General features: G+C 70.6%; 19 protein-coding genes and 1 pseudogene. 9 read left to right on the top strand and 11 right to left on the bottom strand.

Going from position 1 to position 22,714, the window contains the following annotated elements; translation table 11 throughout:
- Window positions 1-35 precede the first annotated feature (35 nt).
- A complete protein-coding gene (locus QE438_RS15860; RefSeq protein WP_306994275.1) occupies window positions 36-1,460 on the top strand; it encodes an amino acid permease in 1,425 nt (474 codons plus the stop codon).
- 30 nt (window positions 1,461-1,490) lie between these two features.
- On the opposite strand, the gene QE438_RS15855 is transcribed toward QE438_RS15860, so the two are convergent.
- The 5 genes from QE438_RS15855 to QE438_RS15835 all read right to left on the bottom strand — a co-directional run bounded on the left by QE438_RS15855 (window position 1,491) and on the right by QE438_RS15835 (window position 7,845).
- Window positions 1,491-2,729, bottom strand: a complete 1,239-nt coding sequence (locus QE438_RS15855; RefSeq protein WP_307184084.1) for an MFS transporter — start codon at window positions 2,727-2,729, stop codon at window positions 1,491-1,493.
- 76 nt (window positions 2,730-2,805) lie between these two features.
- A complete protein-coding gene (locus QE438_RS15850; protein WP_307184085.1) occupies window positions 2,806-5,025 on the bottom strand; it encodes a TonB-dependent receptor in 2,220 nt (739 codons plus the stop codon).
- A 79-nt stretch (window positions 5,026-5,104) separates the two neighbouring features.
- Window positions 5,105-5,959, bottom strand: a complete 855-nt coding sequence (locus tag QE438_RS15845) for a nitrilase-related carbon-nitrogen hydrolase (protein WP_306994282.1) — start codon at window positions 5,957-5,959, stop codon at window positions 5,105-5,107.
- Entirely contained in the window at window positions 5,956-6,879 is a 924-nt protein-coding gene (locus QE438_RS15840; RefSeq protein WP_306994284.1) for a proline iminopeptidase-family hydrolase, read from the bottom strand. Before QE438_RS15840 ends, QE438_RS15845 begins: the two co-directional genes overlap by 4 nt.
- Window positions 6,880-7,062: 183 nt before the next feature.
- Window positions 7,063-7,845 carry a LuxR family transcriptional regulator gene (locus QE438_RS15835; RefSeq protein ID WP_306994286.1) on the bottom strand — a complete coding sequence of 261 codons (783 nt, stop codon included), beginning with the start codon at window positions 7,843-7,845 and terminating at the stop codon, window positions 7,063-7,065.
- 477 nt (window positions 7,846-8,322) lie between these two features.
- On the opposite strand from QE438_RS15835, the gene QE438_RS15830 reads away from it, so the two are divergent.
- The 5 genes from QE438_RS15830 to eutC are packed head-to-tail and all read left to right on the top strand — an operon-like array spanning window position 8,323 to window position 12,664.
- Window positions 8,323-9,009 carry a hypothetical protein gene (locus QE438_RS15830; RefSeq protein WP_306994289.1) on the top strand — a complete coding sequence of 229 codons (687 nt, stop codon included), beginning with the start codon at window positions 8,323-8,325 and terminating at the stop codon, window positions 9,007-9,009.
- Entirely contained in the window at window positions 9,002-9,805 is an 804-nt protein-coding gene (locus QE438_RS15825; protein WP_306994291.1) for an aldolase/citrate lyase family protein, read from the top strand. The genes QE438_RS15830 and QE438_RS15825 overlap by 8 nt, the downstream gene beginning before the upstream one ends.
- Window positions 9,802-10,488 (top strand): RraA family protein, encoded by a 687-nt coding sequence (locus QE438_RS15820; RefSeq protein ID WP_306994293.1) that lies wholly within the window; start codon window positions 9,802-9,804, stop codon window positions 10,486-10,488. The genes QE438_RS15825 and QE438_RS15820 overlap by 4 nt, the downstream gene beginning before the upstream one ends.
- Entirely contained in the window at window positions 10,485-11,888 is a 1,404-nt protein-coding gene (locus QE438_RS15815) for an ethanolamine ammonia-lyase subunit EutB (RefSeq protein WP_306994296.1), read from the top strand. Before QE438_RS15820 ends, QE438_RS15815 begins: the two co-directional genes overlap by 4 nt.
- Window positions 11,885-12,664: an ethanolamine ammonia-lyase subunit EutC gene (eutC, locus tag QE438_RS15810; protein WP_306994298.1), complete on the top strand. Its 780-nt coding sequence runs from the start codon at window positions 11,885-11,887 to the stop codon at window positions 12,662-12,664. The genes QE438_RS15815 and eutC overlap by 4 nt, the downstream gene beginning before the upstream one ends.
- A gap of 28 nt (window positions 12,665-12,692) precedes the next feature.
- Here the strand turns inward: eutC and QE438_RS15805 are convergent, their stop codons facing one another.
- On the bottom strand, window positions 12,693-14,696 hold the full coding sequence (locus QE438_RS15805; RefSeq protein ID WP_306994300.1) for a bifunctional 2',3'-cyclic-nucleotide 2'-phosphodiesterase/3'-nucleotidase: 2,004 nt from the start codon (window positions 14,694-14,696) through the stop codon (window positions 12,693-12,695).
- A 161-nt stretch (window positions 14,697-14,857) separates the two neighbouring features.
- Here QE438_RS15805 and QE438_RS15800 point away from each other — a divergent pair, with 161 nt between their 5' ends.
- The 3 genes from QE438_RS15800 to QE438_RS15790 all read left to right on the top strand — a co-directional run bounded on the left by QE438_RS15800 (window position 14,858) and on the right by QE438_RS15790 (window position 18,412).
- Window positions 14,858-15,490: a LysE family translocator gene (locus QE438_RS15800; RefSeq protein WP_306994302.1), complete on the top strand. Its 633-nt coding sequence runs from the start codon at window positions 14,858-14,860 to the stop codon at window positions 15,488-15,490.
- Window positions 15,491-15,593: 103 nt separating this feature from the next.
- Complete coding sequence (fabV, locus tag QE438_RS15795) at window positions 15,594-16,799, top strand: enoyl-ACP reductase FabV (RefSeq protein ID WP_130553966.1); 1,206 nt, start codon at window positions 15,594-15,596, stop codon at window positions 16,797-16,799.
- 323 nt (window positions 16,800-17,122) lie between these two features.
- Window positions 17,123-18,412, top strand: coding sequence for an MFS transporter (locus QE438_RS15790; protein WP_130514642.1), 1,290 nt, complete (start codon window positions 17,123-17,125; stop codon window positions 18,410-18,412).
- A gap of 63 nt (window positions 18,413-18,475) precedes the next feature.
- On the opposite strand, the gene QE438_RS15785 is transcribed toward QE438_RS15790, so the two are convergent.
- The 5 genes and pseudogenes from QE438_RS15785 to QE438_RS15765 all read right to left on the bottom strand — a co-directional run bounded on the left by QE438_RS15785 (window position 18,476) and on the right by QE438_RS15765 (window position 22,683).
- Window positions 18,476-19,357 carry an ABC transporter permease subunit gene (locus tag QE438_RS15785; protein WP_306994304.1) on the bottom strand — a complete coding sequence of 294 codons (882 nt, stop codon included), beginning with the start codon at window positions 19,355-19,357 and terminating at the stop codon, window positions 18,476-18,478.
- Window positions 19,358-19,401: 44 nt separating this feature from the next.
- Window positions 19,402-20,160 (bottom strand): annotated as a pseudogene (locus QE438_RS15780) (ABC transporter ATP-binding protein); the annotation flags it as partial.
- 19 nt (window positions 20,161-20,179) lie between these two features.
- Window positions 20,180-21,250: an ABC transporter substrate-binding protein gene (locus tag QE438_RS15775; protein ID WP_306994306.1), complete on the bottom strand. Its 1,071-nt coding sequence runs from the start codon at window positions 21,248-21,250 to the stop codon at window positions 20,180-20,182.
- Window positions 21,251-21,300: 50 nt separating this feature from the next.
- The gene (locus QE438_RS15770) at window positions 21,301-22,191 is read right to left on the bottom strand and encodes a TauD/TfdA family dioxygenase (RefSeq protein ID WP_306994308.1); all 891 of its coding nucleotides are present in this window, start codon (window positions 22,189-22,191) and stop codon (window positions 21,301-21,303) included.
- A 138-nt stretch (window positions 22,192-22,329) separates the two neighbouring features.
- Complete coding sequence (locus tag QE438_RS15765) at window positions 22,330-22,683, bottom strand: hypothetical protein (protein WP_306994310.1); 354 nt, start codon at window positions 22,681-22,683, stop codon at window positions 22,330-22,332.
- Window positions 22,684-22,714: the final 31 nt, after the last annotated feature.

Here is a 22,714-nt window from a genome sequence, read left to right as displayed (position 1 = left end):
ACTTGCGCACCCGTCCGGATTCCAAGGCTTACCGCATGTCCGCTTGGCTGCGCCGCAAACCGCTCGACCAGATCACTGTCCACGAAGCCGGGCGCCGCCTGGTGCCCACGCTGTCCTGGCCGCATCTGGTGGCGCTGGGCATCGGCGCCATCGTCGGCACCGGCATCTACACGCTGATCGGCGTGGGCGCCAACCTGGCCGGGCCCGCGGTGCTGATCTCGTTCCTGGCCGCCGGCATCGTCTGCGCCTGCGCGGCGCTGGCCTACGCCGAGATGTCCACGATGATGCCCGCGGCCGGCAGCGCCTATACCTACAGCTACGCGGCGCTGGGCGAGGTCATCGCCTGGGTGGTGGGCTGGAGCCTGATCCTGGAGTACTCGCTGGTGGTGAGCACCGTGGCGGTGGGATGGTCGGGGTACTTCGTCGGCTTCCTGCAATGGCTGGGCGTCTCGTTGCCGCATGCGCTCGTCGCCGGCCCGCACGCCGGCGGCATGCTCAACCTGCCGGCGGTGCTGATCACCTTCGCCGTGGCCGGGCTGCTGATGGCCGGCACCCGGGAGAGCGCCACGCTCAATGCGGTGCTGGTGGTGATCAAACTGATCGCGCTGGCGGTGTTCGTGGCGCTGGCGCTGCCGGCCTTCGACAGCGCGCACCTCACCCCGTTCATGCCCTATGGCTTCTCCAAATCGCTGGGCGCCGATGGCGTCGAGCACGGGGTGATGGCCGCGGCGGCGATCATCTTCTTCGCCTTCTACGGCTTCGATGCCATCTCCACCGCGGCGGAGGAAACCAAGAACCCCGGCCGCGACCTGTCCATCGGCATCGTCGGTTCGATGATCGGCTGCACGCTGATCTACGTGCTGGTGGCGCTGGCGGCGGTGGGCGCGATGCACTTCACCGTGTTCGGCAAGAGCGCCGAGCCGCTGGCGCTGATCCTGCGCGAGCTGGGCCACGGCACGGCCGCGGCGGTGATCGGCATCGCCGCGGTGATCGCGCTGCCGACGGTGCTGCTGGCCTTCCTGTACGGGCAGAGCCGGATCTTCTTCGTGATGTCGCGCGACGGCCTGCTGCCGCGCGGGCTGTCCAAGGTCAACGCGCGCACCGGCACGCCGGTGGCGACCACGCTGTTCACCGCGATCCTGGTCGCGGCGCTGGCCGGCGTGGCGCGCCTGGACGAGATCGCCGCGCTGGCCAATGCCGGCACGCTGGCCGCCTTCACCGCCGTGGCCGCCTGCCTGCTGGTGCTGCGCAGGCGCGAGCCGGGCCGCGCGCGCAGCTTCCGCACGCCGCTGGCCTGGGTCGTGGGCCCGGTCGCCATCGCCGGCTGCCTGTATCTGTTCTTCAGCCTGCCCAGCCGCACCCAGCTCTACTTCCTGGTATGGAACCTGATCGGCCTGGTCGCCTACCTGGCCTACGGGCGGCGCAAGGCCGAGCTGGGCAAGACCGACGCCCCACGCTGAAGTCGCGGGCGCTTCCTTGCCCTAGGCGGACTAGGTCCGCTGGGCAGGGAAGCGCAGCAGGCAGATCAGCACGATGCCGATGACGCAGAACACCAGCGGCACGCACAGCGCATAGGTCCAGTTGCCGGTGTGCGCCACCAGCTGCGCCATCACCACCGGGAAGATGCCCGCGCTCACGTTGCCCCAGAACGCGGTCCAGGCCGCCAGCAGCGGCGTGCGGCGCCCGCCGAAGTCCTGCACGGACGACCACAGCACGCCCTGCACCAGGCCCACGCCGCACAGCGACAGGCACAGCGTGACCACCACCAGGTGCAGGTTGCTGATGAACGGCACCAGCGCCAGCGCGCCGCCGCCCATGCACAGGCCGAGCACGCCGGCCGGCAGGCGCGCCTGCTTGAGCGAGCCGCCGCGCTTGAGCAGGTGATCGGCGAAGAAGCCGTAGGCGGTCACGCTGGCATACAGCGCCAGCCACGGCATCGCGTTGTACCAGCCAGAGGCGGTGAGCGTGACGCCGCGTTCGCCGGTGAGGTACAGCGGCAGCCAGCTGAGGAAGAAGGCCTGCACGCTGATCAGGCAGAAGTAGAACGAGGACAGCAGCCAGGTGGTGCGCGAGGCCAGCATCTGGCGCAGCTCGGGCCAGATGTGCGTCTGGCCGTCGGCCGACGCGACCGGCCCGCCGGGCTGGCCGCGGGTGAGCAGGCACCACACCCCGCACAGGCCGACGCCGATCAGCGCATAGGCGTAGAAACACACCCGCCATCCATAGCGATAGGCCAGCGCGCCGGTGAGGATCGAGCCCACCACCGGCCCGAGGTACTGACCCGACAGGGCGATGGAGGTGAAGCGCGAGCGCCGCTCGGCGGGGAACCAGCGCGCGATCGCGGCCACCGAGCTGGGCCAGTCCGGCGCCTGCGCCGCGCCCAGCAGCAGGCGCAGCAGCAGCATGGTCCAGAAGCCGGCCGCCAGCGGCATCAGCCCGATGGCCAGCGACCAGCCGAACAGCGCGATCGCCAGCAGCCTACGGAAGCCATAGCGCTGGATCAGCCAGCCCGAGGGCAGCTGGAACAGCGCATAGGTCCAGGAGATGGCCGCCAGGATGTAGGACATCTGCGCCAGTCCGAAACCGAACTCGCGCTGGATCACCGGCGCCACCATGACGAAGGCGTTGCGATCCACCGACAGGATCAGATTGATCGGCGCCAGCGCGAAGAAGAACGGCACCCAGGGCCGGATCCCTGCGCTGGTGGTACGCGCGCTCTGCTCACCCATGCTCATTGCATCCTCTGGTAGGGGGAACCGGACCTGGCATCGGGCCGACGGAACGATGCCAGGCCATGGCGCTGGATCAGAAGTCGAAGGTCACGTTGGCGAAGAAGGTGCGCGGATCGCCGAGGAAGATGTACGTGGCCGAGCCGCCGATCCAGTAGGTCTTGTCGAACAGGTTGCTCACGCCCGCACGGTAGGTCACCGCGTGGCTGCCGACCAGCTGCTGGTACTTGGCCGTCAGGTCGTAGAGCGTGTAGCTGGGCGTGCTGACGGTGAGCTTCAGGGCGGTGTTCTGGTAGGCCACGGTCTTGCCGGTGTAGCGGGCCTGGGCCGAGAACGAGAGCCCTTCCACCGTCGGCACCGTGTAGTCGGCGTGCAGCGAGGCGCTGGTGCGATACGCACCGGGCACGCGCTTGTTGAGCAGCCAGGGAAAGGAGGCGTTGAGGTAATCGGCCTTGTCCAGCCACACGGCCGAACCGCCGACGACCAGATCGTCGCTGAGCTTCAGGTCCAGCTGGCCGTCCAGGCCCTGATAGCGGCTGATGCCGCTCTGCACCCAGACGTTGCGCTCGTTGCCGTAGCCGGTGGCGCGGTCCACGCGGAAGGCGGCCAGCGCGGTGCGCACCAGGCTGCCATCGTTCTTGAAGCCCAGCTCCCACTGCTTGCTGGTGCCCGGCTCCTTCAGCTCGCCATAGTTGACGTACTGCGCGCCGACCGCGCTGCCCGGCTCCAGGGCCTCCGAATAGCTGGCATACACCGTGGTCTGCTCGCGCGGCTTGTACATCAGCGCCAGGGTCGGGGTGGTCTCGTCGGTGGTCACCTCGAGACTGGACTTGGTGTAGCTGGTGGGCGAGGCGAAGGTGTAGCGGCTCTGCTGCTGGCTGTAATGGGTGAAGCGCACGCCGGCGATGGCCAGCCAGTGCGGCGTCAGCTGCACGGTGTCGCTGACGAACAGTGCCTGCTGCCGGTTCCAGTTGTTGGGGAAGCGCGCCTGGCCGTCCACGTCGATCGGCGTGTAGTTGAAGTCCTGATCGACATACAGGTTGCGATAGCCGTAGTTGCGATAGCCCGGCAGCTGATGCGACAGGCCGCGCGTCTCGCGCTGCTTGATGGTGGTGCCGCCCAGCACCAGCCGGTTCTCCAGGCCGAACACGTCCACCGTGCCGGTCAGCAGCAGCTGCACCGCGTCGTTGTTGTAGATCTGCAGCCCCTCGAAGGTCCGGTCCTGATAGCGGCCGGCGGCGTTGATCAAGCTCAGGTAGTCCTTGGAGAACACCTGGTCGGTGCGGCTGTGGGTCAGGCGCAGGTCGGCGCTCCAGTCCTGCGCGAACTTCCAGTTCAACCCCGTGCCCACGTAGAGGAAGCGCGGGTTGTCGTAGGCCTGGTCGGCCTGCGGATTGCGCACCACGCCTTCGGGCGAGGGCAGCCGCTCCTGGTTGTAGGAGGTCAGGAAGACCATCGGCGCAGGCTTGCCGAAGCGCGACTTGACGTAGATCGAGTCGAACGACCAGGTCAGCGCATCGGTGAGGTTGGCGGTGGTGGCCAGCGACAGCGCGCGCCGCTTGACGTCGGTGCCGGTCGGCGTGGTGCCGTCCTCGTTGACCGCGTTGAGGCGGAAGCCCAGGCCGCTGCCGTCCGAGGCGCCGCGGCCGATGTCCACGTGCTCCTTGAGGATGTTGTTCGAGGTCCAGCCCACATCGGCGCTGAGCAGGCTGCCCTCGACCGGCTTCTTGGTCACATAGTTGACCGCGCCGCCCGGCGAGGTGAAGCCGTACATGAAGCCCGAGGCGCCCTTCATCAGCTGGATCTGGTCCATGACCTCGATCGGCAGGCTCAGGCCCCAGGTGGTGACCGGCACGCCGTTGAGCTTCTGGCTGCCGTCGGTGGAGGAGATCGCGATGCCGCGCACCGAGATGAAGGACGACCAGCCGGTGTAGGCGCTGCCGGCCTGGCGGGTCACGCTGGCGTCGCCGCCGAAGGCGTCGTACAGCGAGGCCGGCTGCTTGTCCTGCAGGGCCTCGGAGGACACGGCCGAGATGGAGAACGGCGTGTTGAGCTTGGACACCACGCCCAGCGCGCCGCCGGTCACGTCCTTGATCTGGCGGGTGCCCTTGGTGATGACCTTGCCCAGTTCCTTGACGTTGTCCTCGCCGCCATCGGCGGGCGTGGCGCTCTGCGCGGCAAGCGGGCCGGCCGCGCCCAGCAGCACGGCGGTGATGACACAACACAGCAGGCGGGGCCGCGCGAGGGCGCGCCGCGCAGGGGCATGAGACACGACGGGGAGGGCGGAGCGGGTCATGGGGAGGTGTTCCTGAGAAGGCTGACAGGGAGGGCTGGCGAGCAGTGGAACGGCGGGAGGAGCGGGCGCGCTGAGCGGGTCAGTCGCCGATGCGGATGCAATGCGTCGGCGGCAGCTGCCGCCGTTGGGACAGGGTGGGCAGGCGCTGGCGCGCGTCGATGACCTCGGCCGGATCCAGGCGCGCGCCAAGCACGGTGGGGGCATCGCCGGCGGCCGCGATGACCTGCCCGAACGGCGCGACGATGCGGCTGTGGCCGTAGGTGTAAACGCCATCGCGCTGGCCGCACTGGGCCGGCGCGACCACGTAGCTGCAGGTCTCGATCGCGCGGGCGCGCAGCAGGACCTCCCAGTGCAGCGGGCCGGTCACCACCGAGAACGAGGCCGGGATCAGCAGGACATCGGCCCCGGCCTGGGCCAGGGCCTCGTAGAGATAGCCGAAGCGCAGGTCGTAGCAGATCGACAGCCCCAGGCGCAGGCCCAGCGGCACGATCTCCACCACCGTCGGCGCGCCCTGGCCGGGGCGCACGCTGGCCGATTCCTGGAAGTCGCCGGCGCCGCCCAGGCGCACGTCGAAGGTATGCAGCTTGTCGTAGCGCGCCACCACCTCGCCGCGCGGATCGATCACATGGCTGCGGTTCCAGATGCGCGTGCCGTCCTCGGTGCGCAGCAGCAGCGAGCCGGTGTGCAGCCAGATGCCGAGCTCGCGCGCCAGGCTCGCGCACAGGGCCAGCGTGGTGTCCTGCGCCTCGGGCAGGCAGGTGCCCGGATAGTCGCGGTTGTCGCGCAGCAGCAGGTTGGCCGCTTCCGGCAGGCACACCAGCTGCGCACCGGCCTGCGCCGCCGCGCGCACCGCCGCGGCGATGGCGGCGTTGTTGGCGGCCACGTCCGCGCCGCTGCACAGCTGCACGGCGGCCACCTGCACCGGCGCGCTCATGCCGCGCCTCCACCGACGCGGTCATGCGCGGCCAGGAAGGCATCGATATGCCGCATCGTCGCCTCGCGCTCCTCGACATGGCACATGTGCGAGGACGCTGGCATGCACACCCAGCGCGCGTCGGGGATGCGTTCGACATAGGCGGCCACGCAGGCCGGCGTGGCCTCGTCATGGGCGCCGGAGATCACCAGCGTCGGCGCCTGCACCTGGTTCAGGCGCGCGCCGATGTCCCAGTCGCGCAGGCTGCCGATGACGTGGAACTCGGTCGGCCCGTTCATGCTGAAGTACACGGTGGGATCGTCGGCCATCGCGGCGAAGGTGCGCTGCACTTCCGCCGGCCACGGGTCCAGGCGACAGACGTGGCGCTGGTAGAAGACCTGGGTGGCGGCCTGGTAGTCCGGATGCTGGTAGTCGCCGGTGGCCTCGTGGCGCTCCAGCGCCTCGCGCACGTCCTGCGGCAAGGCCTTGCGCAGCCGTTGCGCCTCGCGCACCCACAGCGGAAACGACGAGGGCGAGGAGGCGATGACCAGGGCGTTGAGTCCGGCCGGCCGGCGCACCGCGTGCTCGGCCGCCAGCATGCCGCCCCAGGACTGGCCCAGCAGGTCGTAGCGCTGGGCGATGCCCAGGTGTTCGAGCAGCGCATCCAGCTCGTCCAGGAACAGCTGCACCGTCCAGAAGGCGTCCGGCGCCTCACGCAGGTGCGTGGAGCGCCCGTTGCCCAGCTGGTCGTAGAACACCACCGCCCGGCCGCCCTGCGCCAGGTCGGCGAAGGCCTCCAGATAGTCGTGCGTGCAGCCCGGCCCGCCGTGCAGCAACACCAGCGGGACCAGGCCGGAGCGCAGATCGCCGATCACCCGATACCACGTGGCATGCCCCCTGAAAGAGACATGGCCTTCGCGGGGGACACTGCGCTGGTGCATCGATCGTTCCGGTTGCGGGGACAGTCCCCTTCGCAACCAAGACTCGCGATCCGGCGGCCTTGCGACAACTGTAAGAAATTGCAGTTTTATTGCGCGGGCCGGTCGCTAGCATGGATCCGCAACCCGCCAGACCCCGCCGGCCTCACCGCCGCGGCGACGGCCCGCTCTTTGAGAATCCGCACATCAATCCAGCGGCTCGCGCAGATAGCCGAAATGCGCGGCACGGGCGATGGCCTGCGCCCGGTTGCGCCCGCCCAGCTTGCGCGCGGCGCTCTGCAGATGCAGTACCACGGTGGACTCGGAGCGCTTGAGCTTCCAGGCGATCTGCTTGGAAGACAGGCCCTGGGCCGAGAGCACGATGCACTCCTGCTCGCGCACGCTCAGGCCGATGCCGACCGGGGTGAGCTCCTCGCGGCCGAACAGCTGCGCCAGCCGATCGTTGGTCGCATGCGCCAGGTAGGCCAGGCGCAGCACGTGCAGGTCCAGCGCCTGGCGCGCCTCGGCGAAACACGCGTCGTGCCACAGCGCGGTCATGGTGGCGAAGCGGTTGCCGGGCATGTGCAGCGGCACGGTGACCCCGCGCGTGTAGCGCCAGTCGTGCAGCACTTCGGCCACCGCGTGGCTGTCCTCGTCCAGATGCGGCTGCAGCGCAGAGGCTTCCTTGCGGTGATAGGACCAGAAGAACGGGCAGGACCCGCGCAGCGCCAGCGCCTGCACCGGATCCTTCTGGTAGAGGCCCTGGTGGACCCACAGGTCGCGCATGTCCGAGGGCACGTTGCAGGGCTCGATCACGCTGGGCGTCATCAGCACGCCTTCGGGCGTGGTCGGCACCGGGGCGAAGTCGTAGATGAGCGCGTCGAAGCCGAAGCGACGCGCGATCTGCAGCGCATTGCGCAGGCAATCCTGGACGCTGGTCGCCGCGGGCACCATGTCGGGCAGTTCCCACGAATTGTCGATGGCGTGCATGAGCCGGATGTCCCCAAGCATCTCGCCCCGGCCCGCTGCGGGCCAGGAAGCGGCAATGGCGAACCCGGTCGTCCTGTCCGGGCGTGGAGCGCCCCTCCCCAGGGTCGCTTGCGGGGTCCTGGCCGGTCACGGGCCGATGCTGCGGCCCACCGTGCGCCTTGCGTCGCGCTGCCTCGTGCATCCGTGCCGACCGATCGCCAGGGCCGCGCTGGTTCAACCCCGAGCGCCTGCGTCCGGATCATAGCGCGGTTTTTTCGGCGCACGCGCGCGCAGGCCCCGACGGATTGATGTGCACCGATCGCCCTGGATTTCCCCATTTATTTCCGGAGTCGCGTCATCAACATCACCGTCAACAACAGCAAGCTGTTCACCCGCGGCCGCACCCCGCAGCTCGCGTGCCGCTACGACCAGCGCTTCAGCTACTGCCTGTATCTGCCGCAAACGCCGTACACCACCGCCTCGCGGATCGTGGTCGCCATGCACGGCAGCGAGCGCAGCCACCAGGACTACTGCGATGGCTTCGCCCAGCTGGCCGAGCGCTCCGGGGCGGTCGTGCTGGCGCCGCTGTTTCCCTGCGGCATCGGCGACCCGGACGACATGGACAACTACAAGTACATCCGCTACCACGACATCCGCTTCGATCTGGTGCTGCTGCGCATGGTCGAGGAGGTGCGCCAGCGCTACGGCCTGCAGCCGGCGCCGCTGCAGCTGTTCGGCTTCTCCGGCGGCGCCCACTTCGCGCATCGCTTCCTCTACCTGCATCCGCGCACGCTGGAGGCGGTGTCGATCTGCGCCCCGGGCCATCCCACGCCGCTGAACCTGCACGCGCCGTGCTGGCTGGGCGTGGCCGATCTGGAGCGGCAGTACGGGCAGGCCGTGGACCTGCCGGCGATCCGCCAGGTCGCCATCCACCTGGCCGTGGGTGAACTGGACACCGCCGAGCTGCCGCCGCTCTCGCCGCGCGCCGCGCCCGGCGTGCCGACCCTGCAGCATGGCGCGGGCCAGACCCGCATCGAACGCCTGCAGGCGCTGTCGGCCAACTACCGCAGCTGCGGGGTCGATCACCAGTTCGAACTGGTGCCCGGGGCCGGCCACCAGCGCGCGCCGCTGCAGGCCGCCGCCGCGCGCTTCTTCCTGCGGCAGCGGGGGCTGGGCGATGAATGAGCTGCCGACCCATCGCCTGGCCCAGCGCCTGCGCGCAGGCGCGGTCTCGCGCGGCGCGTGGCTGTTCACCCCCAGTGCGGATGTCGCCGAGATCCTGGCCGGCTTCGCCCTAGACGCGCTGATCCTCGACCTGGAACACACGCCGACCAGCCTGGACCTGGCGCTGGCCCAGCTGCGCGCCATCGGCGCGCGCGGCCCGACGCCGCTGGCGCGGGTGGACGCGGCCGACAGCCGGCTGATCAAGCCGCTGCTGGATGCCGGCGTGCAGGGCATCCTCGCGCCGAACGTGGAGTCGGCCGAGCAGGCCGCGCAGCTGGTCGCGCACTGCCGCTATCCGCCCGCCGGCCGACGCGGCCTGCACTACACGGTCTGCCGCGCCGCCGGCTGGGGCGCGCAGGCTTCGGCCTATGCCGCGCAGGCCGAGGCCAACACGCTGGTGGTGGCGATGATCGAGTCGTCGCGCGGCGTGGCCGCCATTCCCGAGCTGGCCCAGGTGCCGGGCCTGGACATGCTGTTCTTCGGCCCGCTGGATCTGTCGGCCAGCATCGGCGTGCCCGGCCGCTACGACGCGCCGGAGTTCCTCGAACTCTGGCACGAAGGCGAGCGCCGCTGCCGCGAGGCCGGGCTGGCCCTGGGCGGCACCGTGCTGCCCGGCCACGGCGCCGCGCGCCTGGCCGCGCGCGGCTACGGGCTGGTCACGCTGGGCGCGGACGTGGGCTTCCTGCGCGCCGGCGTGGCCGCGACGCTGGAGGACCCGGCGCACCGGCTGGCCTCGACCGCGGAGGCCAAGGCATGAGCGCCCTGCCCCGCTATCGCCTGGGCGACTTCCCCGAGCCGCTGGACGCTCCCCTGCGCGCCGCACTGGCCCAGGTGGAAACCTCCACCGTCGGCCATGGCGTCCCGTGGGGGCTGATGCGCCGCGAGCTGCGCCCGGTCGCGTCCGGGCTGCGCCTGGTGGGGACCGCGGTCACCCTGGCCATCCCGGGCGCCGACTCGACCCTGCTGCACCACGCCTTGGGCCTGCTGCGCCCCGGCGATGCGCTGGTGATCGACCGCCTGGGCGATCGCGACCATGCCTGCCTGGGCGGCATCGTCGCCGCGGCGATCCAGCGGACCGGCGCCGCCGGCGTGATCCTCGATGGCCCCTGCACCGATCTGGAGCAGCTGCAGGCCAGTGGCCTGCCGGTGTGGTGCCGCGGCACCTCATCGGTCACCACCCGCCTGCTGGACTGGGGCGGTCGCCTCAACCACCCGGTGAGCTGCGCGGGCGTGGTGGTCCAGCCCGGCGATGCGGTGGTCGCCGATGCCGACGGCGTGCTGGTGCTGCCACGCCAGGAGGCCGCGGAGATCGCGCGCGCCGCGCTGGCCCTGCAGGCGCGGGCCGACACCCTGCTCGACGCGGTGCGCGCCGGCCAGGCGCTGGGCCTGCACAGCGGCGCCGGCGCGCTGGTGATGGCCGGCGCCGGGCCCACGCGATGAGCTATCGCCACGTCATCGACGGCACGGTCTGGGACTTTTGCGATCTGCGCACGCTGCTGGCCAAGGCCAGCCCGCTGCGCTCGGGCGACCAGCTGGCGGGGCTGGCCGCCGACTCGGAACTGGAGCGCATGGCCGCGCGCCTGTGCCTGGCCGAGGTGCCGCTGCGGCGCTTCCTGCACGAGGCGCTGATCCCCTACGAGCAGGACGAGGTGACGCGGCTGATCCTGGACACGCACGACGCGGTCGCCTTCGCACCGGTGGCGCACCTGACCGTGGGCGAGCTGCGCGACTGGCTGCTGTCCGAGCGCGCCACGACCGCGGCGCTGACCCAGCTGGCGCCGGGCCTGACCCCGGAGATGGTGGCCGCGGTCAGCAAGCTGATGCGCAACCAGGACCTAATCCTGATCGCGCGCCGCTGCGAGGTGGTCACCCGCTTCCGCAACACGCTCGGGCTGGCCGGCACGCTGTCGGTGCGCCTGCAGCCCAACCATCCCACCGACGATTTGCGCGGGATCGCCGCCAGCATCGTCGACGGCCTGCTGTACGGCGCCGGCGATGCGGTCATCGGCATCAACCCGGCCAGCGACGATCCGCGCGGCTTGGCTGCGCAGGTGCGCATGCTCGACGACATCATCGCCGGGCTGGAGATCCCCACCCAGAGCTGCGTGCTGACCCACATCACCAACAGCCTGCGCATGATCGAGCGCGGCGCGCCGGTGGACCTGGTGTTCCAGTCCATCGCCGGCACGCAGGCGGCCAACGCCAGCTTCGGCATCGACCTGGCGCTGCTGGAGGAGGGCTACCAGGCCGCGCGCGCACTGGGGCGCGGCAGCGTGGGCCAGAACGTCATGTACTTCGAGACCGGGCAGGGCAGCGCGCTGTCGGCCGGTGCGCACCATGGCGTGGATCAGCAGACCTGCGAGGCGCGCGCCTACGCGGTGGCGCGCCGGTTCCAGCCGCTGCTGGTCAATACGGTGGTGGGCTTCATCGGCCCCGAATACCTGCTGGACGGCAAGCAGATCATCCGCGCCGGGCTAGAGGACCACTTCTGCGGCAAGCTGCTCGGGCTGCCGATGGGCTGCGACGTCTGCTACACCAACCATGCGCAGGCCGACGCGGACGACATGGACACGCTGATGACCCTGCTGGCCGCCGCGGGCCTGACCTACATGATGGGCGTGCCCGGCGGCGACGACATCATGCTGATGTACCAGAGCAGCGCCTTCCACGACGCGCTGTACCTGCGCCGGCTGCTGGGGCTGCGGCGCGCGCCGGAGTTCGAGCGCTGGCTGCAGCGCGTGTCGCTGGCGGACGCCAACGGCGCGCTGCTGCAGCACGGGCGGCAGCCGGAGATGATGCAGCGCCTGCTTGAGCGCATGCCGCCGCAGGCCGGCCCATGAGCGGGGACACCGATCCGGACCTGCGCGCGCCCCTGCCCGACCCCTGGCAGGCCCTGCGCGAGCACACCCCGGCCAGGATCGGCCTGGGCCGCAGCGGCACCAGCCTGCCCACGCGCGAGGTGCTCGCCGCCGGCGTGGCGCATGCGCGGGCGCGCGATGCGGTCCACGCCGCGATGGACTGCGCGGCCCTGCGCGCCGCGCTGGCGCCGCTGGGCCTGCAGGCGATCGAGGTGGACAGCGCCGCGCCCGATCGCGCCCGCTATCTGCGCCGTCCCGACCTTGGACGGCAGCTGTCCGCCGAGAGCCGCCAGGCGCTGGGCCAGCAGCCGCGCCTGCGCCAAGACGACGCCCTGCTGCTGGTGATCGCCGATGGCCTGTCGGCCACCGCCATCGCGCGGCACGCCGTGGCGGTCTGCGCCCAGATCCTGGCCCAGCGCCCGGCCGACTGGTCGGTGGGCCCGGTGATCCTGGCCCGGCAGGCGCGCGTGGCGTTGGGCGATGCCTGCGGCGATCTGCTCGGCGCGCCGATGGTGGCGGTGCTGATCGGCGAGCGCCCGGGCCTGAGCACCTGCGACAGCCTGGGGATCTACCTGACCCACACCCCGGGCCCGGGCCTGACCGATGCCGACCGCAACTGCATCTCCAACATCCACGCCGCCGGGCTGTCGCCGGCCCAGGCCGCCGCCAAGCTCTGGTGGCTGATCGGCGCTGCGCAGCTGTTGGGCGCCACCGGCGTGGCGCTCAAGGACGAAAGTCAGGGCCTGCTGCCCGGCTGAGGGCCCGGGCCGGCAGGCCTGTGTTGGCCTACTTGCGCGCGGACAGATCGATCGCGCACACCGCCGCGCCGTCGCCGCCGCCGGAGAGCTCGCGGATCGGCGGCAGCTGCTGCGCCCGGGCGATGTCGAGCTTGCCGGCCGGGCAGTCGAAGGTCAGCGGGCCGGCGGCCTTGACCGGGGCGAAGTGCCAGGAGGTCGGCTCGAGGTCGGACGGCGTGATCCTGCCCTTGGCCTTGATCCAGGCCGCCAGGATCTCGCGGCTGCCGTCGGGCGCGGCCAGCACGATGTTGCGGCCATCCAGGCCCGGGAAGCCGCCACCGCCGCTGGCGCGGTAGTTGTTGGTCACCACCACGAACGGCTGCTTCGGGTCGATCGGCTTGCCCCGGTAGGTCAGCTGGGTGATGCGCTGGCCGGCCGGCTTGGTCACATCGATCACATAGGCCACGCCGCCCTGCAGCTGGTCGACGTTGTAGGGCACGTAGCGGGTGTTGATCAGCGCCTGCGGGCCGGGCTTGGCCGGGTCGATGGTGTTGTAGCGCTGGGCCGAGGTCTCCAGCCAGGCCTTGACCCCGGCGCCGTCGGTCTTCACCGCCGTCAGCGTGTTGGGATAGAAGTACAGGTCGGCGGCGCTGCGCAGGGTCAGCGTGCCGGCGGGCACGTCGGTGTAGTCGTCCGGCCCGCCGAAGCCGGTGCGGAACGGCGCGGCCGCCGACAGCACCGGCACGTCCTTCAGTTCCGGATGCTGCACCGGCAGCTCGCGCAGCACGTAGTCGCGCTGGGCGGCGTTGACCACGGCCAGCGCGGTGCTGTTGCCGACATCGGCGAAGTAGCTGGAGAAGTGCACGGTGCTGGTGCCGATCGGCGTGTCGACATAGGCCTGCGCGGCCGCATGCGCACGCGCCACCAGCGGTGCGATGGCCGGATCCACCGGCACGCACTCGGTCTTGGACGTGCAGATCGGGCGCACCTCGCTGTGCGTGCCGGCCGGATCGATCGCCCAGCGCCCGTCGCGGCGCACCAGCTTCAGGTCGATCACGCCCAGGTCCTTGCCGAAGAAGCCGCCCATCACCGCCGGCTTGCCGCGCACGAAGCCGCGCGTGGCGTCGGTCTGCGGCAGATCCTTGTAGCGCGGCCCCGGGAATTCCGTATGCGAATGGCCCAGCAGCAGCACGTCGATGCCGGGCACGCCGGCCAGGTGCCAGCCGCCGTTCTCCATGTCCGGCGTGTACGGCGCGGCGTTGAGCCCGCCGTGCAGGATGCCGACCACCAGGTCCGGATGCTGCGCCTGGATCTGCGGCAGGTAGCGCTGCGCGGCCTCGACCACGCCGGTCACGGTGACCTTGCCTTCCAAGTTCTGCTTGTCCCAGTCCAGGATCGGCGGCGGGGTGAAGCCGATGATGGCCACCCGCAGCGGCACGCGCGCCGGCTTGCCGTCGGCGCCGGTGACGGTGATGTCCTTGGACACGATGGTCCAGGGCTGGAAGATCGGCTGGCCGTCGCGCGCGCTGAACACGTTGGACAGCACCAGCGGGAAGTCGGGGCCCTTGCACTTGGCCTTGGTGCCGCCCTCGACGTTCATCGGCGTGCCGGTGACCTGCGACAGGAAGCCCAGGCCGTAGTTGAACTCGTGATTGCCGGCGGTGCCGCCGTCATAACCCATCGCGTCGAAGGCCTGGTAGATGCCCAGCTCCTCCTCGCAGCCGACCGGCTGCACCTTGGCCTGGAAATCGGCCAGCACCGAGCCCTGGATGGTGTCGCCGCTGTCGAACAGGAAGGTGTTGGGAAACTCCGCCCGCGCGCGGCGGATCAGCGTGGCCACCCGCTCATAGCCCAGCGTCGGGTCTTCCTTCTGCTTGTAGTAGTCGTAGCTGAGGATGTTGGAATGGACGTCGGTGGTTTCCAGGATCGCCACCTGCGCGGTGGCGCCATCGGCCAGCGCCGAGCGCGTAGCGGGCGCCGAGGCGCAGCCGGCCAGCGCGGCGGGAACGGAACAGGACAGCAGGAGCAGGCGTTTTGAGATCACGAGCGTCACGCGGCGGAGCGGGCGGGCGGGCGAAAGTAGCAGATCGCGTTGGCCTGCCAATGTCACACCGGCGCATCGGGTGCGATTGAGGCGGGGACGCAGTGATGCACTCGCTATACTGGACGCCTGCGCGCAGCGCTCCGGCTCCTTCCGCTCCAGGGACGTCCCCGATGCCCGAGATCAGCCATCTGCTTGCCTTCGCCCTTGTCGCCTTCGGCATGGTCCTGACGCCGGGGCCGAACATGATCTATCTGATCTCGCGCTCGATCAGCCAGGGCACGTCCGCTGGCCTGATCTCCCTGATCGGCGTCGCGCTCGGCTTCGTGTTCTACATGCTGTGCGCGGCGCTGGGCATCACCGCCTTCGTGGTGGCCGTGCCCTACGCCTACGACACCTTGCGCCTGGCCGGCGCGGCCTATCTGCTGTGGCTGGCCTGGCAGGCGCTGCGGCCCGGCGGCCGCTCGCCGTTCCAGGTGCGCGACCTGCCCAAGGACGATGCCCGCAAGCTGATCACGATGGGATTTCTCACCAATCTGTTCAATCCCAAGATCGCGGTGATGTATCTGTCCCTGCTGCCGCAGTTCGTCGATCCCACGCGCGGGGATGTGCTGAGCCAGTCACTGGTGCTGGGTTCCACCCAGATCGTCATCAGCGTGGCGGTCAACGCCGTGATCGCCATGTTCGCCGGCCGCATCGCGCAGTTCCTGGCGCAGCGGCCGACCTGGCAGCGCGTGCAACGCTGGCTGATGGGCACGGTGCTGGCCGCGCTGGCGGTGCGCATCGGCACCGAATCGCGCCGCTAGCCTGCGGCGCCGGGCCGCGCCATACGCCGGCGCACGTGGCCGTGGGGCGATGCGGGGCTTAAGATGCCGCGCGCAACGTGTTCCCCATTCGAGAGGCATCGTCTTGATCATCCATCCCAAGGTCCGCGGATTCATCTGCACCACCACCCATCCGCTGGGCTGCGAGCTCAACGTGCGCGACCAGATCGCAGCCACGCGCGCGCGCGGCGTGCGCCAGGACGGTCCGAAGAAGGTGCTGGTGATCGGCGCCTCCAGCGGCTACGGCCTGGCCGCGCGCATCAGCGCGGCGTTCGGCTTCGGCGCCGACACGCTGGGGGTGTTCTTCGAGAAGCCCGGCAGCGACAAGAAGGCCGGCACCGCCGGCTGGTACAACGCGGCCGCCTTCGACAAGTTCGCCAAGCAGGCCGGGCTGTACGCGCGCTCGATCAACGGCGATGCGTTCTCCGACGAGGCGCGGGCCAAGGTCATCGAGCTGATCAAGACCGAGATGGGCGGCCAGGTGGACCTGGTGGTGTATTCGCTGGCCTCGCCGGTGCGCAAGCTGCCGTCCACCGGCGAACTCAAGCGCTCGGCGCTCAAGCCGATCGGCGCGCCCTACACCTCCACCGCCATCGACACCAACAAGGACACCATCACCACCGCCAGCATCGAGCCGGCCACCGAGGAGGAGATCGCCGACACGGTCACCGTCATGGGCGGCCAGGACTGGGAACTGTGGATCGATGCGCTGGCCCAGGCCGGCGTGCTGGCCCCGGCGGCCAAGACGGTGGCCTTCAGCTACATCGGCACCGAGATCACCTGGCCGATCTACTGGCACGGCGCGCTGGGCAAGGCCAAGGCCGACCTGGACGCGACCGCGCAGCGGCTCAACGCCAGGCTCGCCGCGACCGGCGGCAGCGCCAACGTGGCCGTGCTCAAGTCGGTGGTGACCCAGGCCAGCTCGGCCATCCCGGTGATGCCGCTGTACATCTCCATCGTCTTCAAGGTGATGAAGGAGTTGGGCCTGCACGAGGGCACCATCGAGCAGCTGGACCGTCTGTTCCGCGAGCGCATGTACCGCGCCGACGGCGCCGCGCCCGAGCTGGACGACGAGCAGCGCCTGCGCCTGGACGACTGGGAGCTCAAGCCCGAGGTGCAGACCGCGGCCAAGGCGATCTGGCCGCAGGTCACCAGCGAGAACCTGTTCGAGCTGACCGACTACGCCAACTACAAGCGCGAGTTCCTCAAGCTGTTCGGCTTCGAGCGCGACGATGTGGATTACGACGCCGATGTGGATCCGGACGTGAAGTTCGATGTGATCGAGCTCTGAGGAGCGTTGCGCAGGAACGGGTAGGGAGGAACGAGGGACGACGGGTAAGCGCCTCCCTTGAACCTCCCACCGTCATTCCCGCGAACGCGGAAAATGCTTTTCGGCAGACGCACGTCTGACCATGCAGCGCCGCTGGCTTCACCGCGCGAACGTCCATGGATTCCCGCGTTCGCGGGAATGACGGTAGCGGGTTGGTCGCCGGCTTCTGCTCGTTTCTGGCTCCTCTCCCCTCGTCCCTCGCTCCTGTTTCTCACGGAACATTTCCCCGCGCGGCGTATGTTTGCCGCTTCCGCTCTCTCCCTGTCTCCCCCACTTCCGCCACGATGAATCCAGCCTCGCCCCCCCACGGCGCGCCCGCAGTGATCCGTGTCACCGCCGGCAATTTCCTCGAGATGTACGACTTCATGGTCTATGGCTTCTACGCCACGACCATCGGTCACACCTTCTTCCCCTCTCAGAACGCCTTCGCCTCGCTGATGCTGTCGCTGGCGACCTTCGGCGCGGGCTTCCTGATGCGCCCGCTCGGCGCGCTGGTGCTGGGCGCCTACATCGACCGCCACGGCCGGCGCAAAGGTCTGCTGCTGACGCTCGGGCTGATGTCGCTGGGCGTGCTGCTGATCGCCTTCGTGCCCGGCTACGCCACGCTGGGCGTGCTGGCGCCGCTGCTGGTGCTGCTGGGCCGGCTGCTGCAGGGCTTCTCGGCCGGTGCGGAGCTGGGCGGCGTGTCGGTCTACCTGTCCGAGATCGCCACGCCCGGCCACCGCGGCTTTTACGTGGCCTGGCAGTCGGCCAGCCAGCAGGTGGCGGTGGTGTTCGCCGGCGCGCTGGGCGTGGCGCTGCACGCGTGGCTGGCGCCGGCGCAGATGGACGCCTGGGGCTGGCGCATCCCGTTCTTCATCGGTTGCCTGATCGTTCCGGTGATCTTCCTCATCCGGCGCTCGATGGAGGAGAGCCCGGAGTTCGCCGCGCGCACCGAGCGCCCGGACGGCCGCGCGGTGCTGCGCTCGCTGCGGCAGAACACCGGCGTGGTGCTGGCCGGCGTGGGCATGGTGATGATGACCACGGTGTCCTTCTACCTGATCACCGCCTACATGCCGACCTACGGCCGCGACGCGCTGCAGCTGTCCGACCTGGACAGCCTGCTGGTGACCTGCTGCATCGGCCTGTCCAACTTCGTCTGGCTGCCGGTGTTCGGCGCGCTGAGCGACCGCGTCGGCCGCCGCCCGCTGCTGGTGGCCGCGTCCCTGGCCACCCTGCTCACCGCCTGGCCGCTGCTGCACTGGCTGGTGGCCTCGCCCTCGTTCGTGCGGCTGCTGATCGCCGGCGAATGGCTCTCGCTGCTCTACGGCGCCTACAACGGCGCCATGGTGGTGGCACTGACCGAGGTGATGCCAGCCTCGGTGCGCACCACCGGCTTCTCGCTGGCCTACAGCCTGGCCACGGCGACCATGGGCGGCTTCACCCCGGCGGTCTCGACCTGGCTGATCCACGCCACCGGCAGCAAGGCGGCCCCGGCGCTGTGGCTGTCGCTGGCCGCGCTGATCGGCCTGGTGGCCACGCTGGTGCTGTTCCGCCGCGCGCGGGTGCAGGTCGGCGAGCCGACGCCTTCCTGAGCCTGGTGGCGGGCGTGGGCCAACGCTCGGCGGTGCGCTCACCGCCCCGCTTCGCCCGCGTTGCTAGCTGCGCTGCATGCCCCAGCGCCGCACGGTCAGCCGCTCCAGGCCGCTGAAGACCACCACCTCCACCAGCAGCCCCAGCACGATCACCATCGCCAGGCCGGCGAACACCTTGTCGGTGTAGAGCTCGTTGCGGTTCTGGAAGATGTACCAGCCCAGCCCGCCCTGTCCGGAGGTGGCGCCGAATACCAGCTCGGCGGCGATCAGCGTGCGCCAGGCGAAGGCCCAGGCGATCTTCAGCCCCGACAGGATCGAGGGCAGCGCCGCGGGCACCAGCAGCTGCACGACATAACGCGGTCCGCGCAGGCCCAGGTTGCGCCCGGCCATGCGCAGGGTCTGCGGCACCGCCTCGAACCCGGCGAAGGTGCTCAGCGCCAGCGGCCACAGCACCGAGTGCACCAGCACGAACACCAGGCTGCCGGTACCCAGCCCGAACCACAGCAGCGCCAGCGGCAGCAGCGCGATGGCCGGCAGCGGATTGAACATCGCCACCAGCGTGCCCAGCACATCGCGGCCGACGCGCGTGGAGGCCGCCAGCGCGGTCAGCGCGAACGCGCCGAGCACGCCCAGCGCATAGCCCTGCGCCAGCACCCACAGCGAGGCGGCCACGCGCCGCAGCAGCTCGCCGGAGATCAGCCCGTCGTAGAAGGCGCGCGCGGTCTGCAGGAAGCTCGGCAGCAGCAGGTCGTTGCCGACCAGGCGCGCGGCGATCTCCCAGACGACGGCCAGCACCACCAGCACCAGCGCGCGACGCAGGCGGTCCGGCCAAGGCCGGCGCCGCGCCTGCGGGATCGCGCGCGCGGCCTCCACCGGCACCACGCTGCGCGTGTATTCCGGGCGCACCGGCGGCTGCCGGCGCAGCGGCGTGGCCACCGCGCTCATGCCTGGGCCTCGGTGCGCGTGCGCAGCGGCGTCGGCGCGGCATGCGGCGCCTCGAACAGCAGGTGGTGGATATGCGCGCTGGCCTGCTGGAAGGCGACGCTGGCGCCGCTGCCGGCATCGAACTGGTGCGCGTTGAGTTCGGCGCGCACCTGGCCCGGGTGCGGCGAGAGCAGCAGCACCCGGCTGCCGACTACCAGCGCCTCGTCGATGGAATGGGTGACGAACAGCAGGGTGAAGCGCACCTGCTCCCACAGCTCCAGCAGCTGGGCCTGCATGCGCTGGCGGGTCAGCGCGTCCAGCGCGGCGAAGGGCTCGTCCATCAGCAGCACGCGCGGCTGCATCGCCAGCGCGCGGGCGATGGCCACGCGCTGCTTCATGCCGCCGGACAGGGTGTGCGGATAGGCGTCGGCGAAGGCGGTCAGGCCGACCTTCTCCAGCGCATCGCCGGCGCGTTCGCGCGCCTCGGCCCGGCCCAGCCTGCGCGCGACGCGCAGGCCGAACTCGACGTTCTGCCGCACCGTCTTCCACGGCGCCAGCTGGTCGAACTCCTGGAACACCACGCCGCGATCCGGCCCGGGCGCGGCGACCGGCGTCCCGTCCAAGCGGATCTGGCCCTCGCTCGGCGTCAGGAACCCGGCCACCGCCTTGAGCAGGGTCGACTTGCCGCAGCCCGACGGCCCCAGCAGCACGAAGCGGTCGGCCTCGTGCACGTCGAAGCTCACCCGATGGGTGGCGCGCACCACGCGCCCGGCCTCGGCGTACTCCAGGCTGACGTGATCCACCTGCAGCATCGGCTGCGGCAATGCGTGCACGTTCACCGGCCTAGCTCCCGCCCGCGATCAGCGGGTCGTCGAAGAAGTAGTCGCCCACCGCGCCCGGCGCCTGCTTGATCGCGCCGACCTGCTGCATGAAGCGGCCCAGCCCCAGCGTGTTCTGCGGCGCGATGGTGAACTGCACCTGCGGATCGCGAAGCACGGCCAGCACCTGCTCGCGCTCGCTGCCCGGATTGCGCTGCACGTAGACCTCGGCCGCCTCCTCGGGATGGGCGACGATGAACTTGGCCGCCTGGTCCAGCCCGGCCAGGAAGGCGTGGTACAGCGCGGGATTGTCCTTGCGGAACTTCGCCGTGGCGTACAGCACCGTGGCCGAGGACGGACCGCCCAGCACCTGGTAGGAATCCAGGATCACGTGCGCGGCCGGATTGCGCGCCAGCTCCTGCTGCTGGAACGGCGGAGTGGAGAAATGCGCGGTGATCTCGCTGCCGCCGGAGATGATCGCCGCCGCCGCGTCCGGATGCGGCAGCGCGACCTGCTGCGCGTCCAGCTTCAGCGCCTGCGCCTGGCCCCAACGCTGGGCCGAGGCGTACTGGAGGATGCGCGCCTGCACCGACACGCCGACCGCCGGCACGGCGATGCGATCGCTCGGGCGCAGATCGTCGATGCTGCGCACCGACGGCGCGTTGCTGATCAGCTGATAGGGGAAGTTGCCCAGCGAGGCCACGCCGCGCACGTCCTGGCGGCCGCGCGTGCGGTCCCACAGGGTGAACAGCGGCCCGGTGCCGGCGCCGGCCACGTCGATGGCGCCGCTGAGCAGCGCGTCGTTGATCGCCGCGCCGCCCGACAGCTGCCGGGTCTCCACCTTGACCGCCAGGCCCTGGGCCTTGGCCTGCTCGACGATGAAGCCCTTGGCGTCGGCCACGTCCAGCAGCAGGTAGACGATGCCGAACTGCTTGCCGATGCGCAGCGTGGCCTGCTGCGGCGCCGCGCCCGCCGGCGCCTCGCCCTGGCCGGCGTTGCCGCAGGCCGCCAGCAGCGCGGCGCACAGCAGCAGCGCCGTGGCGGGCAGCAGGCGGCTGCGCAGGAACGCGCGGGTCGATGCGGAACGTGGGGGCATTGGACAGGCTCGGGATTGGGGATTCGGGATTAGGGATTGGGCGCGCCGCTTCAGAACGGCACGTCGCCCTCGATGGTGGTGCGGTAGAGCAGGCGGCGTTCGCTGTCGGGCGTGCCGGCGGCCAGGTGCATGACCGAGCGGTTGTCCCAGAACACCAGGTCGTGCGGCTGCCAGCGATGGCGGTACACCAAGGATTCCCGCGTGCTCAGCGCGAACAGCTCGGCCAGCAGCGCATCGCTTTCGTCCTGCGGCAGGTCGACGATGCGGGTGGTGAAGTGCTCGCTGACGAACAGCGCGCGGCGGCCGGTCTCCGGATGGGTGCGCACCACCGGATGCCGCACCGGCACGACCTCGTCGATCTGTTCCTGGGTCAGCGCCGGGCGATAGGGATTGCGCGCACGCAGCTCCTCGTACTTGGCCAGGTAGCTGTGCTCGGCGAGGCGGCCGTCGATGGCGCGGCGCAGCTCGGCCGGCAGCGTGTCGAAGGCCAGGTGCTGGTTGGCGAACAAGGTGTCGCCGCCCTCGCGCGGCAGCTCCTGCGCATGCAGCAGCGAGCCCAGGCTGGGCCGCTCCTTGTAGGACAGGTCCGAATGCCAGTAGTGGCCCGCATCGCCCAGGCCGATCGGCTTGCCGTCCTGCTTGATGTTGGACACCACCAGCACCTCCGGATGCCCGGCCAGCTGGAAGTTGCGCAGCACGTGGATCTGCAGCGGCCCGAAGCGGCGGCTGAAGTCCACCTGCTGGGCCGGGGTGATGCGCGCATCGCGGAACACCAGCACGTGGTGGTCCAGGTGCGCGCGGTGGATGCGCGCGAAGGTCGCCGCGCTCAGCGGGCGCGACAGGTCCAGGCCCCAGACTTCCGCGCCCAGTGGCGCGTCGAAGGGGACGATCTCCACCGCATCGGCGATGGCATGGGAAACGGCGTGGGCAGCGACAGCCATGGGCGGCTCCGGGAGGGATCACGTCCAACGGCGCCGTGCGCCGCCGGACCTGCCACCCTAGGGGCCGTCAGACGGCGACTGAAATAGCCATCGGGCATGTCGTCCGCCTTCGATGGCATATGCCGCGCACGGCGGCCGTCAGGAACGGGCCGTACCCTGCCCGCCGGGCGCCCAGGCCGGCAGCGTGCGGCCGCGGGCGACCTTGAGGATGCGGCCCCAGATGCGGGCGAACAGCTCGGTCAGCTGCGGATGATCCATGCCGTGCGGATGGCCGCGCGATCCGGCCTCGTAATGCGCCAGCGCCTCGATCAGCGAGGCGCGCGGGTAACGCACGTACAGCGTGTAGACCAGCTCGATCAGCGGCCAGCAGCGGTGGATGTCGTCGCCCGCCTTGGCGCAGGGCAGGTCCATGAAGCGCGTCCGCCAGTATTCCTGCTCGACCTCGAGGTCCAGCCAGTCTGGCCAATCGCGGCGGCTCGGGTCCTGATCCATGGGATGAACGTTACCTGGCGGCCGAGAAGCC

The organism is Pseudoxanthomonas sp. SORGH_AS_0997, assembly GCF_031453535.1.
GTDB lineage: Bacteria > Pseudomonadota > Gammaproteobacteria > Xanthomonadales > Xanthomonadaceae > Pseudoxanthomonas_A > Pseudoxanthomonas_A winnipegensis.
Note: the sequence above shows the minus strand (reverse complement) of the source record. Positions and strands in the feature narration are given on the sequence as shown.

Coding starts and splice junctions, on each gene's coding strand:
- QE438_RS15860 (WP_306994275.1), top strand. CDS start 36: ATGTCCGCTTGGCTGCGCCGCAAACCGCTCGACCAGATCACTGTCCAC.
- QE438_RS15855 (WP_307184084.1), bottom strand. CDS start 2,729: ATGGGTGAGCAGAGCGCGCGTACCACCAGCGCAGGGATCCGGCCCTGG.
- QE438_RS15850 (WP_307184085.1), bottom strand. CDS start 5,025: ATGACCCGCTCCGCCCTCCCCGTCGTGTCTCATGCCCCTGCGCGGCGC.
- QE438_RS15845 (WP_306994282.1), bottom strand. CDS start 5,959: ATGAGCGCGCCGGTGCAGGTGGCCGCCGTGCAGCTGTGCAGCGGCGCG.
- QE438_RS15840 (WP_306994284.1), bottom strand. CDS start 6,879: ATGCACCAGCGCAGTGTCCCCCGCGAAGGCCATGTCTCTTTCAGGGGG.
- QE438_RS15835 (WP_306994286.1), bottom strand. CDS start 7,845: ATGCACGCCATCGACAATTCGTGGGAACTGCCCGACATGGTGCCCGCG.
- QE438_RS15830 (WP_306994289.1), top strand. CDS start 8,323: ATGCACGGCAGCGAGCGCAGCCACCAGGACTACTGCGATGGCTTCGCC.
- QE438_RS15825 (WP_306994291.1), top strand. CDS start 9,002: ATGAATGAGCTGCCGACCCATCGCCTGGCCCAGCGCCTGCGCGCAGGC.
- QE438_RS15820 (WP_306994293.1), top strand. CDS start 9,802: ATGAGCGCCCTGCCCCGCTATCGCCTGGGCGACTTCCCCGAGCCGCTG.
- QE438_RS15815 (WP_306994296.1), top strand. CDS start 10,485: ATGAGCTATCGCCACGTCATCGACGGCACGGTCTGGGACTTTTGCGAT.
- eutC (WP_306994298.1), top strand. CDS start 11,885: ATGAGCGGGGACACCGATCCGGACCTGCGCGCGCCCCTGCCCGACCCC.
- QE438_RS15800 (WP_306994302.1), top strand. CDS start 14,858: ATGCCCGAGATCAGCCATCTGCTTGCCTTCGCCCTTGTCGCCTTCGGC.
- QE438_RS15790 (WP_130514642.1), top strand. CDS start 17,123: ATGAATCCAGCCTCGCCCCCCCACGGCGCGCCCGCAGTGATCCGTGTC.
- QE438_RS15785 (WP_306994304.1), bottom strand. CDS start 19,357: ATGAGCGCGGTGGCCACGCCGCTGCGCCGGCAGCCGCCGGTGCGCCCG.
- QE438_RS15775 (WP_306994306.1), bottom strand. CDS start 21,250: ATGCCCCCACGTTCCGCATCGACCCGCGCGTTCCTGCGCAGCCGCCTG.
- QE438_RS15770 (WP_306994308.1), bottom strand. CDS start 22,191: ATGGCTGTCGCTGCCCACGCCGTTTCCCATGCCATCGCCGATGCGGTG.
- QE438_RS15765 (WP_306994310.1), bottom strand. CDS start 22,683: ATGGATCAGGACCCGAGCCGCCGCGATTGGCCAGACTGGCTGGACCTC.